The sequence below is a fragment of the Streptomyces sp. NPDC020875 genome, from assembly GCF_040641415.1.
Classification (GTDB): domain Bacteria; phylum Actinomycetota; class Actinomycetes; order Streptomycetales; family Streptomycetaceae; genus Streptomyces.
In genome coordinates, this window is the sequence record NZ_JBFADP010000097.1 from 1 (window position 1) to 17,573 (window position 17,573).

The window sequence follows — 17,573 nt, forward strand, 5'->3', positions numbered from 1 at the left end:
ATGTGACCGTTGCTCCAGCGGTATGCGGGCGCACTTGTGCAGCGTCGGGAGGGTCGGTGGCCTCCGGGCTCACCTCCTCACGGACGGCGGAAGTGGGGGCCTTCTGTGGGAGACCCGGTCTTTTCCGCCGTCCGTTGCGGGGGCGACCCTGCACCCCCCGACCACGCCGACCGGACTTGTCCCCTGGGGCCGGAGCCCGTCCCGGGGGAGGGATGGGTGCCACCTGGTGCTGGTGGTCCACCCGCGCCCCGGTGGCGGGTTGCTCGCGCAGTTCCCCGCGCCCCTGGTCGCCCCCCGTTGCCGCCCTCGGAAAGGTCCCCGCCCCTCATCCCGGGGCCGGGACCCATTGGGAAGTACCCAGCCCTTTCTCCCAGGGCCGGGACGCATTTCAGGTCCGGTGCGGGGGAGAGTATTTAGGGGCGCGGGGAACTGCGCGACCAGCCACAGCCGGGCCGCAGGTGAAACACCTCCGGAGGAAGCACTACCCATCCCGCCCGGAGGGCGCCCCCTTCCCAAGGGCGATGAGGAGGGCAACCAGGGGCGCGGGGAACTGCGCGACCAGCCACCCACGGTCCGCAGACCGCGAACAACATCAGGGCGCCGGGCGCGGCCCGGGGTTGTGGGCCTCAGCCGGAGGGCCAAGGCGCTGGGGCCCCCCATTGCCGAAGGCATAGGGGGCGGAACTGCGCGACCAGCCCCCGACGGCCCGCAGTCGAAACACCTCCGGAAGAAGCACTACCCATCCCGCCCGGAGGGCGCCCCCCCTTCCGAAGGGCGATGGGGAGGGCAACCAGGGGCGCGGGGAACTGCGCGACCAGCCCCCGACGGCGCGCGGTCGAAATATCTCCGGAGGCAGCACTACCTAACTCGCCCGGAGGGCGCTCCCCTCCCGAGGACGGTCGGGAAAGCAACCAGGTGGCGCTGGGGGTCCCCCCCACTGCCGAAGGCACAGGCGGCGGAACTGAGCGAACAGCCACAGGCGGGCCCACCAGGAGGGCCAACAAACCGCGGCCCCCCGACGCGGCGGCGCCCCGCCAGGGGAAGCGCGCCTCGGCGCACCCCCACCCCCCAGCGGGAGGCGATATCGTGGCGCACGTCTCAGACGCCGACGCGTCCCCTCGGCGCGCGTCCGTCCCGGCCGGAGGGCCCCACCCCATGTCCGCCCCGTCGCCAGCCCCGTCGCCTGTTCCACCACCTGTCGCGTCGTCACGGCCCGCCCCGTTCAGGGCCGATCACCCTCGTGCGTTTCCGCGGCATGTGGTGACGGCGGTCCTCGTCGCGCACGACGGTTCGGCGTGGCTCCCGGAGACGCTGGCCGGGTTTCTGGCGCAGGAGCGCCCGGCGCAGAACGTGGTGGCCGCGGACACGGGCAGCGCCGACGAGTCGGCCCGGCTGCTCGCGGACGCGCTCGGCGCCGATCGCGTGCTTCATCTGGCGCGCCGTACGGGGTTCGGCGCGGCCGTGGACGAGGCGGCCCGTTCGGCGGGGGTGCCGACCCCCGAGGAGCTGCCGTATCTGCGGCGGCCGAGCGGCTGGGACCCGGCGACCAGGACCTGGTCCGACGCGGCGTACGACATGCCGGAGTTGCCGTACGGCGAGCCCGTTCAGTGGCTCTGGCTGCTCCATGACGACAGTGCCCCCGAGCCCGCCGCTCTCGGTGAGCTGCTGCGGGTCGTGGACGCCGACGATCAGGCGGTGATCGCGGGGCCGAAGCTCCGCGGATGGTACGACCGGGGGCAGCTCCTGGAAGTGGGTGTCTCGATCGCCCCGAGTGGTCGCCGCTGGACCGGTCTCGACCGCCGCGAGCCCGATCAGGGGCAGCACGACCAGGTGCGGGCGGTGCTGTCGGTTTCGACTGCGGGCATGCTGATCCGCCGTGATGTCTTCGACGCGCTCGGCGGGTTCGACCGCCGGTTGCCGTTGATGCGGGACGATCTCGATCTGTGCTGGCGCGCGCATGCCGCCGGGCACCGGGTGCTGATCGCCCCGGACGCGGTGCTGCGGCACGCGGAGGCGGCCAGCCGGGAGCGTCGTACGGTCGACTGCGCGGGCCGTACGGCCGCCCGCCCGTACCGGGTGGCGAAGGCGGGCGCCGTGTACACGCTCCTGGTCAACACCCGTGGCGGCGCTCTGCCGTACACCCTGCTGCGGATCACCCTGGGCACCCTGCTCCGGACGCTCGCCAATCTCGTCGGCAAGGCCCCCCGGCACGCCGTGGACGAGCTGGCGGGCCTGCTGGCCGTGATGCTTCGTCCGGTCCGGGTCCTCAAGGCCCGCCGGGAGCGCCGGGGGACGGCGGTCCGGGCCGCCGACAAGGGCGCGCTGCGGCCGTTGTTCCCGCCGCCGGGGGCGACCGTACGGGTCACCGCGGACCGGCTGCTGGGCCGTCTCCCGTCGGCCCGGCGGACGGAGACGGCCCCGGCGCCCGCGCCCGTACCGCCGCCCAAGTCCGCCGCCGACGCCGATCAGGACTCCGACGCGGAGCCCCACCCAGCGGGCCCACAGAATCCGGGCCCCCCGCCCGTCGCCGACCGTTTCCCCCGGCTGCGGAGGACCGCCCGCAGGCCGGGCCCCGCCCTGCTCGGCGTGCTGCTCCTGGTCACCCTCGTCGCCTGCCGTGACCTGTTCGGTTCCGGCGCCCTCGCGGGTGGCGCGCTGCTGCCCGCGCCGGATGATCCGGCCGGGCTGTGGAGCCGCTACGCCGACCAGTGGCACGCCGTCGGCACCGGCGGCACTCCCGCCGCCCCGCCGTACCTCGGCCTGGTCGCGGCCCTGGCGACCGTGCTGTTCGGGTCGCCCGAGGCGGCGGTGACCGTCCTGCTGACCGGTTCCGTGCCGCTGGCCGGGCTGACCGCGTATCTCGCCTCCGGCGCCCTCGTCGCCTCCCGCCCGCTGCGGGCCTGGGCGAGTGTCACGTACGCCCTGCTGCCCGCCGCCACCGGGGCGATCGCCGCCGGCCGGCTGGGCACCGCCGTACTGGCGATCCTGCTGCCGCCGCTCGCCCGCGCGGCCGTCGCCGCCCACGGCCTGGCCCGCCGGGACGGGTCGGCCACGGGCCGCCCGGCTCCGGCGAGTTGGCGCGCGGTCTGGACGTACGCCCTGCTGCTCACCGCCGCGACCGCGTTCACGCCCGTCGTCTGGCCGCTCGCCGCGGTCCTCGGGATCGCCGCCGTCGCCGTCACCGCCGCTTCCGGTGCGGGCCCCGCTGCCGCCGTCCGCTGCGCGGCGGCCCTGGTCACCCCGGTCGTTCTGCTCGCGCCCTGGTCGCTGACGCTGTTGCAGGAGCCGTCCGCCGTCCTCCGCGAAGCCGGGCTCGACACCGGGGCGACCGGCGGGGCGACCGCGTTCGGACTGCTGACCCTGGGGCCCGGCGGCCCCGGGGCCGAAGGCACCGTCGTGCTGCTGGGGCTCGTCGTGGCCGCCCTCGCCGCCCTGCTCCGCGCGGACCGCCGGTTCGCGGTCCGTACCGCCTGGACGGTCGCCCTCACCGGTTTCCTCACCGCCGCCCTCGTCAACGGCTCCTACGGGGCCGGACCCGCGACCCTCGTCCAGGGCGCCGGGCTGATCGCCGCCGCCTGTCTCGCCGCCGAACTCGGCCGTACCCGGGTCTCCGCCCGCGACTTCGGCTGGCGTCAGCCCGTCGCCGTACTCGTGGCCGCCGTCGCCGCCCTCGCCCCCGTCCGGCTCGCGGTCGGCTGGCTCGCGGACGGTGCCGACGGCCCGCTGGAGCGGCGCGACCCCGTCCAGGTCCCGGCCTACGTCGCCGAGCAGAGCACCAACCGCGACCAGCCGCGCGCCCTCGTCATCGGCGGCGGTACGTCCCCGGGAGAGATTCCGTACGCCCTGGTCCGGGGCTCCGGAGCCCGGCTCGGCGACGCCGAACTCACCCGGGCCGACGGCGGCGACCCCCGGCTCGACCGGCTCGTGTCCCGGCTCGTCGCGGGCACCGGCGCCGACCACACCGCCGAACTCGGCGGCTACGCCGTCCGATACGTCCTCGTACGCGACCGGGCACCCGAATCCATCGCCCGCGTCCTCGACACCAGCCCCGGACTGACCCGGCTCAGCCGGATCGAAGGCAGCACCCTCTGGGAAGTCGACCGCCAGGTCGCCCGGATCACCGTCATCGACGGCGCGGCCGATCCGCTGCCCGTCGCGGCCGGTCCGGTGGAGGCCCGAGCCCAGGTCCCGGCGGGCGCCGACGGCCGGGTGCTACGGCTCGCCGACCGCGCCGACGACGGCTGGCGGGCCGTCCTGAACGGCCGTCAACTGCCGAAGCGGACCGTCGACGGCTGGGCCCAGGGCTTCGAACTCCCGGCCGAGGGCGGCTTGTTGAAGGTGTCGTACGAGGAGAGCGCCCTCCACACCGCATGGCAGCGGACCCGTCCGGCCCTGCTCCTCGTCCTGATCGTGCTCGCCCTGCCCGGCCGCCGCCGCCATGTCGACGACGACCTCCCGGAAGCCGCGGCCGTACTTCCGTCTCCCGGGTCCGGCCCTACGGCCCCGGGCGCTTCCCCGGCCCCCGGCCGGTCCGGCGTCTCCGGCTTCGGCGCTACGTCACCGGGCGCCGCACCCCCGTACGGCGACATCCCCGCGATAGCGACCGCGTTCGCCCTCCCGGCCCAGGCCGGGCCCCCGGTCCCCGCGTCGAAGCCCGGGGCCATCCGCGCCGATACCGGGCCCCTCCACCCGGGGACCGTCCCCGGCCCCGGCGGTCTCCCCGAACAGGCAGACGCCCGGGGCCTGAACGGCTCCCCGCCGCCCGGCGCTCCCGTACGGCGGCCCGGGGAAGCCGAAGCCCTCCGGCGCCCCCGGCACCACGACAACGCGACCCGAGGCGAGTCCGAGTGAACCGCGCGCCCCTCTCCGTCCTCGCCGCCGTGACCGCCCTCGCGGCGATCACCGGGATCGCGGCCCTGACCGCGCCGGACGACCGGACCGACGGCGCCGGGACCCGGGCCCCCACCCGGCTCCCGGTCGAGCGGTCCAGCCTGCTCTGCCCCTCGGTGGGGCCGTCGGAAGGCGCCGGAACGACCTATACGTCCTTCACCCCGGCCGCCCGGGAACAGGCCGACGGCACCGCCGGGGACCCACCCGCAGGACGGACCGGTACCGCCGGACTCCGCCCGGCCGACGGCCCGCTCCCGGCCCCCGAGGGCAACCGGAAACGAGGCGGCGGCGAGGAGGACCGTACGGGCGGCGGCCCCGTCCCCGACGGAACCCGTACCGACGGCGGCCCGCCGCCCGCCGCACCCGTTCTCACGCTCGACACCCCCGGCACCCCCGTCTCCGCCCGCGCCACGACCGGCGGCGACGCGCCCGCCCTCGTCGGTACCGCCACCGCCGCCCTCGCGCCCGGCTGGACCACCCAGCAGACGACCCTCGTCCCCACCGGGACGGGCCGCGGCCTCCTCGGCGCCGTCTGTACCGCGCCCGGTACCGACTTCTGGTTCCCGGGCGCCTCAACGGCGAAGAACCGCCCGGACTATCTCCATCTGATCAACCCCGACGACTCCCCCGCCGTCGCCGATGTCGAGATCCACGGCCGGGACGGCCGGATCCGCGTCGACCTCCCCAACGGCGTCCCGGTTCCCCCGGGCGCCGGAATCCCCCTTCTGTTGTCGGCCCTGACCACCGAGGAACTCCCGGACGCCACAGTCCGGGTGACGACCCGCTCGGGCCGGGTCGGCGCCGTCGTCCGGACCGCCGAGGACGGTGTCGGCGCCGACTGGCTCGCCGCGTCCGCCGCCCCCTCGCCGACCGTCGTCCTCCCCGGCATCCCCGCCGACGCCACCTCCGTACGCCTCACACTCTTCGCCCCCGGCGACTCCGACGCCGAACTCCGCGCCGGACTCGCCGTCCCCGGCGGCACGTTCGGCCTCGTCGGCCGGGAGACCGTCCGGGTCGAGGCCGGGACGACGACCGTCGTGGAACTGGGCGACCTCACCCGCGGCGAGCCGGGCTCCCTCGTCCTGCGCCCCGCCAGGCCGGACCGCGCCACCCCCGTCGTGGCCGCCCTGCGGATCGTCCGGGGCACCGGAAGAAATCGCGAGACCGCCCAGATCCCGGCCACCGGCCCCGTCGGGGAACGCGCGAGCGCCGTCGACAACCGGGCCACGGGCACCACCCTCTCCCTCACCGCGCCCGACCGCGCCGCCCGGGTCAGGGTGACCGTGTCGACCGGCACCAAAGGCGGCACACCGGCCGTCCGGGAATACCGGATCGCGGCGGGCACCACCACGGCCGTCACCCCACCCGTACCGGCCGGACTGAAGGGTTCGTACGCCCTCACGGTCCGCACCCTCCCGGGCGGCGGGCCCGTCCACGCCGCCCGCACCCTGGCCCTGCCCCGGGGCGGCGTAGCCATGTTCACCGTTCAGACGCTCCCCGGCGACCGGGGCACGGTCTCGGTCCCGGCCGCCGCACGCGATCTCACCGTCCTCGACGACTGACACCCGGCGCACCCGCGAACGATCGAACGGCCACGGGACCCGGCGGACCGACCGGCACCGGGCCGGGGCGCGTAAGGGAGCCGGAACCGTGCCACGCCCCGCACGGCGGGGAGTTACGAAAGGACGGCGCGACGCCTCGCGGCCGGAGCGACGGTGCGCGGGCGGAACAAAAGGAGAAGCGGGCCGGAACGAAAAGGGGAAGCCGGGCGGACCGCCGTACAGCCGCGCGGACTACTGGGAGTCGGGGGAGCGCAGGACCCGCAGATGACCCCGGCGGGCCACCTCCATCGGGTCCGCGGTACGCCGCCCCTGGCCCTCGGCCGCCGCGCGACCCTGCGGACGCGCCGCCTCACGCACGGCGTTGGCGAGCGCCTCCAGATCGTCACCGCTCGGCCTCGCCGGTGCCGAACCGTCGGTGAGACGGACGACTTCCCAGCCGCGGGGCGCGGTCAGCCGCTCGCTGTGCTCGGCACAGAGGTCGTAGCAGTGGGGTTCGGCGTATGTGGCGAGCGGACCGAGGACCGCAGTCGAATCGGCATAGACGTACGTCAGCGTCGCGACGGCAGGGCGACCGCACGCGGTGCGCGAACATCGACGTACAGGGCTCACGAGGTTGGACGGTACCGCACTCTTGAACGGGCTGCGACGACTCTCCACCAGGTCACTCCACCGTGTCGTGATGCGAACCGGGTTTCGGGAGGCCCCGGGACACCTATTCTGACCTGCGGCGAAGCGCCGCACGGCAGAGGGGTCACCATTGGTGAACCGGTCATGACGTGACGTAAATCAGGTCATTCACGCAGGGCCGGACGATCGCCGATCGCCACACGATCGACATCAAGCGCCGCCGTAACGGTCAATACCCGACACACCGGCACTCGTCCCTTTCGGCTGCTCCATCTGCACAGCTGCCGTCCTCCGTCCTTTCCCCGTCCCGGCCCGATGACACCTCCCCCTTCACGACTTCCCGCCGCCCCCTCCCGCCCCGGTCATCACCCTCATGACGTGGAGACATCCCCGTCCACCGCCGGGGACCGGCGCCCGCGGCCTCTCCGCGCCCGGCCCTGCCGCTGCCGGGGCGCCGGGAGAGCTACCCTGCGTAAGTGATGGACAGTTCCGTACCACCGAGCTCGGGGGAGTCCCGCCCGGTGGGGACACCCGCGCGACAGGACCAGGGCCCGACCTCCGGACCGGCCGACGGGCCCACGTCCGGCCGGGCCGCCGAGACCGCTCCGGGCTCGGGCGCCCCCGGCCCCGGTTCCCCCGGAGCGGCCGCCGGATCGGGCCCCGGCCGCCGCGAGCCCGGCTCCGGCCCCGCGAACGGCCCCGGACCCCGGCACCGCGACCGCCACGGCCGGGGAATGCGCGGCCCGATCGCCCCGCCCCAGGTCCCCCTCTCCGTCAGCCGGGCCGACTCGTTCCGCGATCTGGTGCGCGACTCCGTCGAGCGGCTGGAACGACGGCTGCCGCAATTGGCCGATGTCGACTTCGTGGTGCTGGAGGTCCCCGCCCCGGGAGCCGCCGACGAACTGACCCCCGGAGTACCGCTCGGCGGCACCGTCTCCGCGACGAAGGGCAGGCCCGCGCGGGTGGTGATCTACCGCCGCCCCGTGGAGATCCGGACCAAGAACCGCGAAGAGCGCGCCCTCCTGGTGCACGAGGTCGTCGTCGAGCAAGTGGCGGAACTTCTCGGGCTGGCTCCCGAGTCGGTGGACCCGAGGTACGGCCAGGACTGACGTACCCGGATAATTTGGTCCGACCACCACACGGACCCGAGGGAAGGCTGGCCCCGTGGCTGCTGCTGATCTGTCCCGGATCGTCAAGGCGTACGACGTCCGCGGCGTAGTGCCCGACCAGTGGGACGAGGCGCTCGCCGAACTGTTCGGCGCCGCGTTCGTCCAGGTCACGTCGGCCGACGCGATCGTCGTCGGACACGACATGCGGCCCTCGTCGCCCGGCCTCTCGGGCGCTTTCGCCCGGGGCGCGGCGGCGCGCGGCGCCGATGTCACCCTGATCGGACTCTGCTCCACCGACCAGCTCTACTTCGCCTCCGGTCATCTCGGCCTCCCCGGCGCGATGTTCACCGCGTCCCACAACCCGGCCCAGTACAACGGGATCAAGATGTGCCGCGCGGGCGCCGCCCCGGTCGGCCAGGACACCGGACTGGCCGATATCCGCGCCCTGGTGGAGCGGTGGAGCGACCACGGCGCGCCCGAGCCCGCGGCGACCACCGGCGAGATCACCGAGCGGGACACGCTGGAGGAGTACGCGGCCCATCTGCTCTCCCTCGTCGACCTCTCCGCGATGCGTCCGCTGAAGGTCGTCGTGGACGCGGGCAACGGCATGGGCGGGCACACCGTCCCCACGGTCTTCTCGTCCCTGCCCGTCACCCTGGTGCCGATGTACTTCGAGCTGGACGGCACTTTCCCCAACCACGAGGCCAACCCGCTGGACCCGGCGAACATCGTCGATCTCCAGGAGCGGGTCAGGGCCGAGTCCGCCGATCTCGGACTCGCCTTCGACGGCGACGCCGACCGCTGCTTCGTCGTCGACGAGCGCGGCGAGGGCGTCTCGCCCTCGGCCATCACGGCACTGGTCGCCGCCCGGGAGCTGGCGAAGCACCCCGGTGGCACGGTCATCCACAATCTGATCACCTCCTGGTCGGTTCCCGAGGTCGTCCGCGAGCACGGCGGCGTCCCCGTCCGTACCCGGGTCGGGCACTCCTTCATCAAGCAGGAGATGGCCCGGACCGGCGCCGTCTTCGGCGGCGAGCACTCGGCGCACTACTACTTCCGCGACTTCTGGAACGCCGACACCGGCATGCTCGCGGCGCTCCACGTCCTGGCCGCCCTCGGTTCCCAGCCCGAACCGCTGTCCGAGCTGGTCGCCCAGTACGACCGCTACACCGGCTCCGGGGAGATCAACTCCACCGTCGAGGACCAGGCGGCGGCGACCGAAGCGGTCCGCTCCGCCTTCGCCTCCGTACCCGACGCCACCGTCGACACCCTCGACGGGCTGACGGTCACCACCTCCGACTGGTGGTTCAACCTCCGCCCCTCCAACACCGAACCCCTGCTGCGCCTCAATGTCGAGGCCAGGGACGCCGCCACCCTCGCGAAGATCCGCGACGAGGTCCTCGCGCTGATCCGCCGCCCCTGACTCGTTTGATACCCCTCCCGACCCCGGCGGCCTCCTGCCGCCGGGGTCTTTAGCCTGATCGAGTACACCTCTCCCGAACCGGGAACTCCGGTTCACCCCGCCCGCCGCGCCTCCTTCACGAGGCAGAGCCGCGCCGGGACCGCCCGGGCCGTCGCGCGCGGATCCCCCGGGGCTGCTTCCTGAGCGGCCGGGCCCCCCGAGCACACCTGGTACGAGCACTCCGTCCCCGGCCGTGCCGGATCACCCTCCGCCGTCGAACGGCGCGCACCGGACACCGCGGGCTCCACCCCGAAGGCGGACGGCGCTCTTCGCGGACACGACCTCCCAGCCTTCCGAGCCTCTGTGGGCCATGCCGGGACGCAGGGCGACGGACCGCGCGCACGGGGTCGTCAGGCGGCGGACGGCGGTTCCCCGGGCCGCGCCGACAACGGGCGTCAAACGGCCACCGGGCACCAGACACGAAGAAGCCCGGCGCCGGACAGGACCTCGCGCCCCGGGCCCCATGACCGAATCGCCGAATCGCCGAAGACGGAGGACGCCGAGGACGCGGAGGGCCCGGCGGCGGAACCGGGCGAACGGCCGGCCGCGGCCCTCGCCCCGCCGGGAAGAGCAGGCCGACGGGTGCGGCCGGACATCCCACCACCGGCCCCGGCCGACGGCCCACCCCCCCCAGAACGCGCCGTCGCCCTCCCCCCGGCGGTACGCTGACGTGGCCCGATCACCCGACCACCGCGTTCCCCGGACGGCCCGCCGTCACGACCGCCGACACCCCGTACGAGCACCCGCGCGGAAGCCCTCGTACGAAAGCCCCGTCGGCGCCCGTGACCCGTGACCGGACCAGGCGCCGCGGCCCTGTCGGCGCCGACAGGGCCGCCGCCAGCGCCCGCAGAACCCGAAGGGATCCCCCTCATGCCGCTCGAAGCCGGACTCCTCGACATCCTCGCCTGCCCGGCCTGTCACAGCCCGCTGGAGGACCGGTCCACGGCCGACACCCCCGAGCTGATCTGCACCGGAGACACCTGCGGCCTGGCGTACCCCGTCCGTGACGAGATCCCCGTACTCCTCGTCGACGAGGCCCGCCGCCCCGGCTGACCGCCGATGAGCCGGAGCCGCGCCGGGGGATTCCGGCGCCGCCCCGGTGACCCCGGGAATCGCGCCCGCGACCCATCCCGACCAGGGCCTCGACCGCGACGGCCCCACCCGCAACGGCGATCGGAGGCCCCCTCCCATGCTCGACGAGACACTCCTCGACGACCCGGAAGCCCTTGCCCGCGCCGACCGCAGGGGACTGTTGCGGGGCGCCGCCGAAGCGGGTGCGCGCGTCCGCACCGCCGCCCGGCACGCGGCCGAGGCCGGAATCGCCGAGCTGAGGCCCGACGGCCGCCCGCGCGCCGTCCTCGTCGCCGGAGCGGGCACCGCGGCCAACGGTGTCACCGACCTCATCAGCGCACTCGCGGGAGCGGGCGCCCCCGTCGCACGCCTTCACCCCACCGGCGTCGCCCCCGCGGCGGGCGCCCTCCGCTGGGCGCTCCCCGGCTGGGCGGGCTCCCTCGACCTGCTGCTCGTCATCACCATCGACGGCGGCGAACCGGGCCTCGACCTCCTCGCCGAGCAGGCGTACCGCCGCGGCTGCACCGTCGTCGCCGTCGCGCCCCGCAGCTCCCCGCTCGCCGAGGGCGTCGGCGGGCGCCACGGCCTCGTCGTCCCCATGGCCACCCCGCCGCACGAGGCGTACGAGGAAGAGACCGTGGGGGCGGGCCCCGGCGCACTATGGGCCCTCTTCACGCCCCTCCTCGCGCTCCTCGACCGCGTCGGACTCCTCGAAGCGCCCCCGGAGGCCCTGGAACTCGTCGCCGACCGGCTGGACCGGACGGCGGAACGCTGCGGTCCGGCGATCGCCACCTACAGCAACCCGGCCAAGACCCTCGCCGCCGAACTCACCGACAGCCTGCCCCTGATCTGGACCGAAGGCACCGGAGCCGCCCCGGCGGGCCGCCGCTTCGCGGCCGTACTCGCCGAACTCGCGGGCCGCCCCGCCCTCGCCGCCGAACTGCCCGAGGCCCTGCCCGCCCACGGCGTCCTGCTCGCCGGGGACTTCGCCGCGGGCGCCGACCCCGACGACTTCTTCCGCGACCGCGTCGAGGAACCGCAGGCGCTCCGCGCCCGGGTCGTCCTGCTCCGCGACCGGCCCGCCGGCGGCCTCACCGCCGCCCCCGCCGCCCGGGAACTCGCCCTCGGCCACGACACCCCGATCAGCGAGCTGGAACCCGAGGAGGGCACCGAACTGGAATCCCTCGCCGAACTCCTCGCGATCACCGAATTCGCCGCCGTCTACCTGGCGCTCGCCACCCCCGCGACCCCTTCCTGACACCCCTCGGCGATCACCGGCGAACCCCGCCCGGCGGCCCGCGCCCACCCGCCCCGCCCCGCGACCCCCGCCGGGAACGCGCCCGAATTCCCATCGGCACCCCCGGAGTGCGCCGCTCCGGACGCGCGCCGCCGCGCCGGACCGTACGATGCCCATCCCGACACCGGTTTCGTACGACCGTGCGACGTGCGACCGTTCGTCGGACCGGCCAGCACCCTCACCGCACCACCCCAGCCGAAAGAACTTCCGCCGATGGAACGCCTCACCAACACCATCCGCCCGTACGCCTGGGGCTCCACCACCGCCATCCCCGCGCTCCTCGGTATCGCCCCCACCGGCGAACCCCAGGCCGAGATGTGGCTGGGCGCCCACCCCGGCGCGCCCTCGCACCTCGCCCGGGGCCCCCTGGACGCGGTCGTCGCCGCCGACCCCGTACGGGAACTCGGCCCCGCAGTCGTCGGCCGGCACGGCCCCCAGCTGCCCTTCCTCCTCAAACTCCTGGCCGCGGGCGCCCCCCTCTCCCTCCAGGTCCACCCCGACCTCGACCAGGCACGGGCGGGCCACGCCGCCGAGGAAGCCGCAGGGATCCCCGCCGACGCCCCGAACCGGAACTACCGCGACCGCAACCACAAGCCGGAACTGATCTGCGCCCTCACCCCCTTCGACGGGCTGTGCGGCTTCCGCCCGCCCGCCGAGACCGCCGACCTCGTCGCGGGCCTGGGCGTCGACTCCCTCAAGCCGTACGCGGACCTGCTGCACGCCCAGCCCGAGGACGCCGCCCTGCGCGAGGTCCTCACCGCCGTACTGACCGCCGACCCCGCCGCCGTCGCCGAGACCGTCGCCGAGACGACCGAGGCGGCCGACCGGCTCGGCGGCCCCTACGCGCCCTACGCCGATATCGCCCACCACTACCCCGGCGACCCCGGCGTCCTCGCCGCCCTCCTCCTCAACCACGTCCGGCTCCAGCCCGGCGAGGCCCTCTACCTCGGCGCCGGCGTACCGCACGCCTATCTCAACGGCCTCGGCGTCGAGATCATGGCCAACTCCGACAACGTCCTGCGCTGCGGGCTCACCCCCAAACACGTCGACGTCCCCGAGCTGCTGCGCGTCGTCCGTTTCAACGCCACCGACGCCGCCGTCCTCCGCCCCGAGGCCGACCCCGACGGCGAGGAGGTCTACGACACCCCCGCCGCCGAGTTCCGGCTCTCCCGGCTGGTCCTGGCACCCGACGGCGCCCCCCGCGACCTCACCTCCGCCGGACCGCAGATCCTGCTCTGCACCGCGGGCCGGGTCACCGCGGGCGAACTGACACTCGGCCCCGGCGACTCCGTGTTCGTACCCGCCGGGGACAAGGCGGAGATCTCGGGCGCGGGCGACGGCGCCGGGACACTCTTCCGGGCCATAGTGCCCGCCTGACCCGATTTCCCCGCCCGCTGCTGCAACAATGGCGCCCCTCAGTGAACGGGCGGTCACCGTACGGAACCGGCGCCCGGACCCCGGCCCCGCGCCCGGCTCCGGGGCCCGGCCCGGAACCCGCCCCGGCAGCGGCACGGCGGCCCCGCCCCGGGTCCCCGGCCAGGGACCGAAGGGACACCCGGAGATGAGCGCGTCAGGCGGGACCAAGGCGATCGTGGCGGCCCTCGCCGCCAACCTCGCCATCGCCGTGGCCAAATTCGTCGCCTACGTCTTCAGCGGCTCCTCGTCCATGCTCGCCGAGAGCGTCCACTCCCTCGCCGACTCCGGCAATCAGGGACTCCTCCTCCTCGGCGGCAAACGCGCCCGCCGCGAGGCCACCCCCGAACACCCCTTCGGCTACGGCCGGGAACGCTATATCTACGCCTTCCTCGTCTCCATCGTCCTCTTCTCCGTCGGCGGGATGTTCGCCCTCTACGAGGGCTACGAGAAGATCAAGCACCCGCACCCCGTCGAAGCCTGGTACTGGCCGGTCGGCGTCCTGGTCTTCGCGATCATCGCCGAGACCATCTCCTTCCGGACCGCCATCAAGGAGTCCGACGCCGTCCGCGGCGACCACTCCTGGCGGGAGTTCGTCCGCCGCGCCAAGGCCCCCGAACTCCCCGTCGTCCTGCTCGAAGACCTCGGCGCCCTGATCGGCCTGTTCCTCGCCCTCGCCGGGGTCGGCCTCGCCCTCGCCACCGGCGACGGCGTCTGGGACGGCATCGGCACCCTCTGCATCGGCGCCCTCCTCATCCTCATCGCCCTCGTCCTCGCCGCCGAGACCAAGTCCCTCCTGCTCGGCGAATCCGCCGGAGCCGACGACGTACGGAAGATCGAGGCGGCCGTCGTCGACGGCGACAGCGTCACCCGGCTGATCCATATGCGCACCCTCCACCTCGGCCCCGAGGAACTCCTCGTCGCCGCCAAGATCGCGGTACGCCACGACAACACCGCCGACGAGGTCGCCGCGGCCATCAACGCGGCCGAGGAACGCATCCGGGCCGCCTGCCCCATCGCCCGGGTGATCTATCTGGAGCCCGATGTGTACAGCGCCTCGGCCGCCGCCACCGGCACCGATCGGACCCGCCCTCCGGCCGCGCTCTGACACCCCCGCCGACTCCGGCACCCCCCTTCCCCCGCCGCGCCGCCCCGGCCCCGCTCGGTGTCCACCCGGGCCGACAACCCCGATATCCGGCCATTCCTCCCCTCTCCCACCAGGGATGTGTCCCATTCGAAGCCCCGCGCGGGCTGGGGCCGCCGAAGGGGATCGGTGTAGATTCGTCACCAGAGTCAGACGTCGCTGCTGATGGCGGTCGGGCGGTCCCAGCGGACCGACCGAGGGAGAGAGGGCCTCCGACGACTGAACCGCGCGCGGCCGGGCATTTTTGTGTCCACCGCCGCGGAGTCAGCCGTGCCCAACCTCGACCACCCTTGAGGAGCAGTTCCGTCATGACGACCGACACCAGCCAGGACTTCAAGGTCGCCGATCTCTCCCTCGCCGAATTCGGCCGCAAGGAGATCACCCTCGCCGAGCACGAGATGCCCGGCCTGATGGCGATCCGCGCGGAGTACGCGGCCCAGCAGCCGCTGGCGGGAGCCCGGATCACCGGATCCCTCCATATGACGGTGCAGACCGCCGTCCTCATCGAGACCCTCGTCGCCCTCGGCGCCCGGGTCCGCTGGGCCTCCTGCAACATCTTCTCCACCCAGGACCACGCCGCCGCGGCCATCGCCGTCGGCCCCGACGGCACCCCCGACAACCCCCGGGGCATCCCCGTCTTCGCCTGGAAGGGCGAGACCCTGGAAGAGTACTGGTGGTGCACGGAGCAGGCCCTGACCTGGCCCGACACCGCCTCCGGCGGCCCGAACATGATCCTCGACGACGGTGGCGACGCCACCCTCCTTGTCCACAAGGGCGTCGAGTTCGAGAAGGTCGGAGAGGCCCCGGACCCGTCGACGGCGGACAGCGAGGAGTACGGCCACATCCTCACGCTGCTCAACCGCACCCTCGGCGAGAGCCCGCAGAAGTGGACCCAGCTGGCGTCCGAGATCCGCGGTGTCACCGAGGAGACCACGACCGGCGTCCACCGGCTGTACGAGATGCACCGCGACGGCACCCTCCTCTTCCCGGCGATCAACGTCAACGACGCCGTCACCAAGTCCAAGTTCGACAACAAGTACGGCTGCCGCCACTCCCTCGTCGACGGCATCAACCGCGCCACCGACGTCCTGATCGGCGGCAAGGTCGCCGTGGTCTGCGGCTACGGCGACGTCGGCAAGGGCTGCGCCGAGTCCCTGCGCGGCCAGGGCGCCCGGGTGATCATCACCGAGATCGACCCCATCTGCGCCCTCCAGGCGGCGATGGACGGCTACCAGGTCACGACCCTCGACGACGTCGTCGGAATCGCCGATATCTTCATCACCACCACCGGCAACAAGGACATCATCATGGCCACCGACATGGCCAAGATGAAGCACCAGGCCATCGTCGGGAACATCGGCCACTTCGACAACGAGATCGACATGGCCGGGCTCGCCCGGATCCCCGGCATCGTCAAGGACGAGGTCAAGCCCCAGGTCCACACCTGGACCTTCCCCGACGGCAAGAAGATCATCGTGCTGTCCGAGGGCCGCCTCCTCAACCTGGGCAACGCCACCGGTCACCCCTCCTTCGTGATGTCCAACAGCTTCGCGGACCAGACGCTGGCGCAGATCGAGCTCTTCACCAAGCCGTCCGAGTACCCGACCGACGTCTACGTCCTGCCCAAGCACCTCGACGAGAAGGTCGCCCGGCTCCACCTCGACTCGCTCGGCGTCAAGCTGACGACCCTCCGCCCGGAGCAGGCCGCGTACATCGGCGTCGAGGTCGACGGCCCCTTCAAGCCCGACCACTACCGCTACTGACGGTCCCGCCCCGGCCGCACCGAAGAGGCCGGGGCATCCCGACCGGCACGGTCAGCACACGACAGGCCCCCGCACCCCCGGTGCCGGGGGCCTGCCCGTACCCTCCCCCTGAACGGCCCCGGGACCCCGCCGGGACCCGGCCGCCGGCACCCACCACCTCACGCCCCCGGTGGGTGACGACTCCACCGCGTCTCACCGCACAAGGATCCCGAAGCCCCCATGCCCCGCGGCCGCTATTCGCTCCACGATCCGCACGACCACACCCCCCTCGGCGAGGAACACTTCCACTGCGCCACCGGACCCTCCGGCTGGCGCTACGTCGCCCAGACCACCGGACCCTCCGGCGACCACTCGGGCTCCGTCGATCTCGCCGTCGACGATCTCGGCCGCCCCATCCGGCTGGAACTCCACGCCGCGAGCTGGCGCGTCCGAGGCGCCGCCATCGACGGCGTCACCTGGGTACGTACCGATCCCACGGGCAACCACGCCACCGAAGGCTCCGCCCCCGCCCATGCCTTCACCGGCACCTCCCCTGCCTTCCTCGTCGCCACCGCGCGCCTCCTCCGGCTCACCCCCGGCTCCCCGGCGACCCGCGTCCGGCTCGTCGCCCTCACGGATCCCGTACTCGCCCCCCTCACCGTCGATCAGTCGTGGGCTCTACTGGACAGAGAAGCGCACACCACTGACAACGGCCCCCTGATCGTGGACGCGTACCAGGTCAACGCGGTGGACACCGGCGAACAGCACACCGTGCACATCGCCGGGGACGTGGTCCTCTCCGCTCCCGGCATCGAGCTGGAGGAGCTGGAGACCCCACCCTCCGTCTTCCCCTGACACCAACCCCCTCCCCACATCGCCGCCTGATGTGCGTCGAGCCGCCCTGACCTGCTAGTGTCGGGGCCTGCCCACAAAAACCATTGACTTGGTCGGCGTGGGGAGGTAGATTTGAACGGTTGCCTCGGACTAGACAAGATCGAGTGCAAACGTTAGAGTCTGACTCGCTCCTCGACGGGACGATGTTCCCGCGGGAGCCACTTCGACTTCCTTATCCGGATCACGGAGACCGATTAGCTCGGTCGAAATGCTTCTGATAAAGTCGAAATCGCCGAAAGGCAAAAAGGCTTCTCCAGTCAGTCACCTGATCGGAATCCAAGTCCGGAAACGGAATGGGAAAACGGTCTGGTAAGGTTGGAAACGCAAGACCGAAGGGAAAGCCCGGAGGGCCTGGTGAAAAG

11 protein-coding genes are annotated in these 17,573 nt (G+C 73.7%); 10 read left to right on the top strand and 1 reads right to left on the bottom strand.

What is annotated here, in order from left to right; all coding sequences use genetic code 11:
• Nucleotides 1-1,257: 1,257 nt before the first annotated feature.
• Nucleotides 1,258-4,851, top strand: coding sequence for a glycosyltransferase (locus tag AB0G74_RS33065; RefSeq protein WP_361154050.1), 3,594 nt, complete (start codon nucleotides 1,258-1,260; stop codon nucleotides 4,849-4,851).
• Nucleotides 4,848-6,452 (top strand): DUF5719 family protein, encoded by a 1,605-nt coding sequence (locus AB0G74_RS33070; protein WP_361154053.1) that lies wholly within the window; start codon nucleotides 4,848-4,850, stop codon nucleotides 6,450-6,452. The genes AB0G74_RS33065 and AB0G74_RS33070 overlap by 4 nt, the downstream gene beginning before the upstream one ends.
• A gap of 231 nt (nucleotides 6,453-6,683) precedes the next feature.
• Here AB0G74_RS33070 and AB0G74_RS33075 read toward each other — a convergent pair whose 3' ends face one another.
• Nucleotides 6,684-7,109, bottom strand: coding sequence for a DUF3499 domain-containing protein (locus tag AB0G74_RS33075; protein ID WP_361154056.1), 426 nt, complete (start codon nucleotides 7,107-7,109; stop codon nucleotides 6,684-6,686).
• 491 nt (nucleotides 7,110-7,600) lie between these two features.
• Between AB0G74_RS33075 and AB0G74_RS33080 the strand changes: the two genes are divergently transcribed.
• The 8 genes from AB0G74_RS33080 to AB0G74_RS33115 all read left to right on the top strand — a co-directional run bounded on the left by AB0G74_RS33080 (nucleotide 7,601) and on the right by AB0G74_RS33115 (nucleotide 17,172).
• Nucleotides 7,601-8,188: a metallopeptidase family protein gene (locus AB0G74_RS33080; protein WP_361154059.1), complete on the top strand. Its 588-nt coding sequence runs from the start codon at nucleotides 7,601-7,603 to the stop codon at nucleotides 8,186-8,188.
• Nucleotides 8,189-8,243: 55 nt separating this feature from the next.
• A complete protein-coding gene (locus tag AB0G74_RS33085) occupies nucleotides 8,244-9,611 on the top strand; it encodes a phosphomannomutase/phosphoglucomutase (RefSeq protein ID WP_361154062.1) in 1,368 nt (455 codons plus the stop codon).
• Nucleotides 9,612-10,520: 909 nt separating this feature from the next.
• Entirely contained in the window at nucleotides 10,521-10,703 is a 183-nt protein-coding gene (locus tag AB0G74_RS33090) for a Trm112 family protein (protein WP_358829058.1), read from the top strand.
• A gap of 136 nt (nucleotides 10,704-10,839) precedes the next feature.
• Nucleotides 10,840-11,979 (top strand): SIS domain-containing protein, encoded by a 1,140-nt coding sequence (locus tag AB0G74_RS33095; RefSeq protein WP_361154065.1) that lies wholly within the window; start codon nucleotides 10,840-10,842, stop codon nucleotides 11,977-11,979.
• 252 nt (nucleotides 11,980-12,231) lie between these two features.
• Nucleotides 12,232-13,395: a mannose-6-phosphate isomerase, class I gene (gene manA / locus AB0G74_RS33100; RefSeq protein WP_361154067.1), complete on the top strand. Its 1,164-nt coding sequence runs from the start codon at nucleotides 12,232-12,234 to the stop codon at nucleotides 13,393-13,395.
• 184 nt (nucleotides 13,396-13,579) lie between these two features.
• The gene (locus AB0G74_RS33105) at nucleotides 13,580-14,539 is read left to right on the top strand and encodes a cation diffusion facilitator family transporter (RefSeq protein WP_361154070.1); all 960 of its coding nucleotides are present in this window, start codon (nucleotides 13,580-13,582) and stop codon (nucleotides 14,537-14,539) included.
• A gap of 344 nt (nucleotides 14,540-14,883) precedes the next feature.
• Nucleotides 14,884-16,338: an adenosylhomocysteinase gene (ahcY, locus tag AB0G74_RS33110; protein ID WP_361154072.1), complete on the top strand. Its 1,455-nt coding sequence runs from the start codon at nucleotides 14,884-14,886 to the stop codon at nucleotides 16,336-16,338.
• 219 nt (nucleotides 16,339-16,557) lie between these two features.
• Complete coding sequence (locus AB0G74_RS33115; RefSeq protein ID WP_361154075.1) at nucleotides 16,558-17,172, top strand: hypothetical protein; 615 nt, start codon at nucleotides 16,558-16,560, stop codon at nucleotides 17,170-17,172.
• The last annotated feature ends 401 nt before the right edge of the window (nucleotides 17,173-17,573 follow it).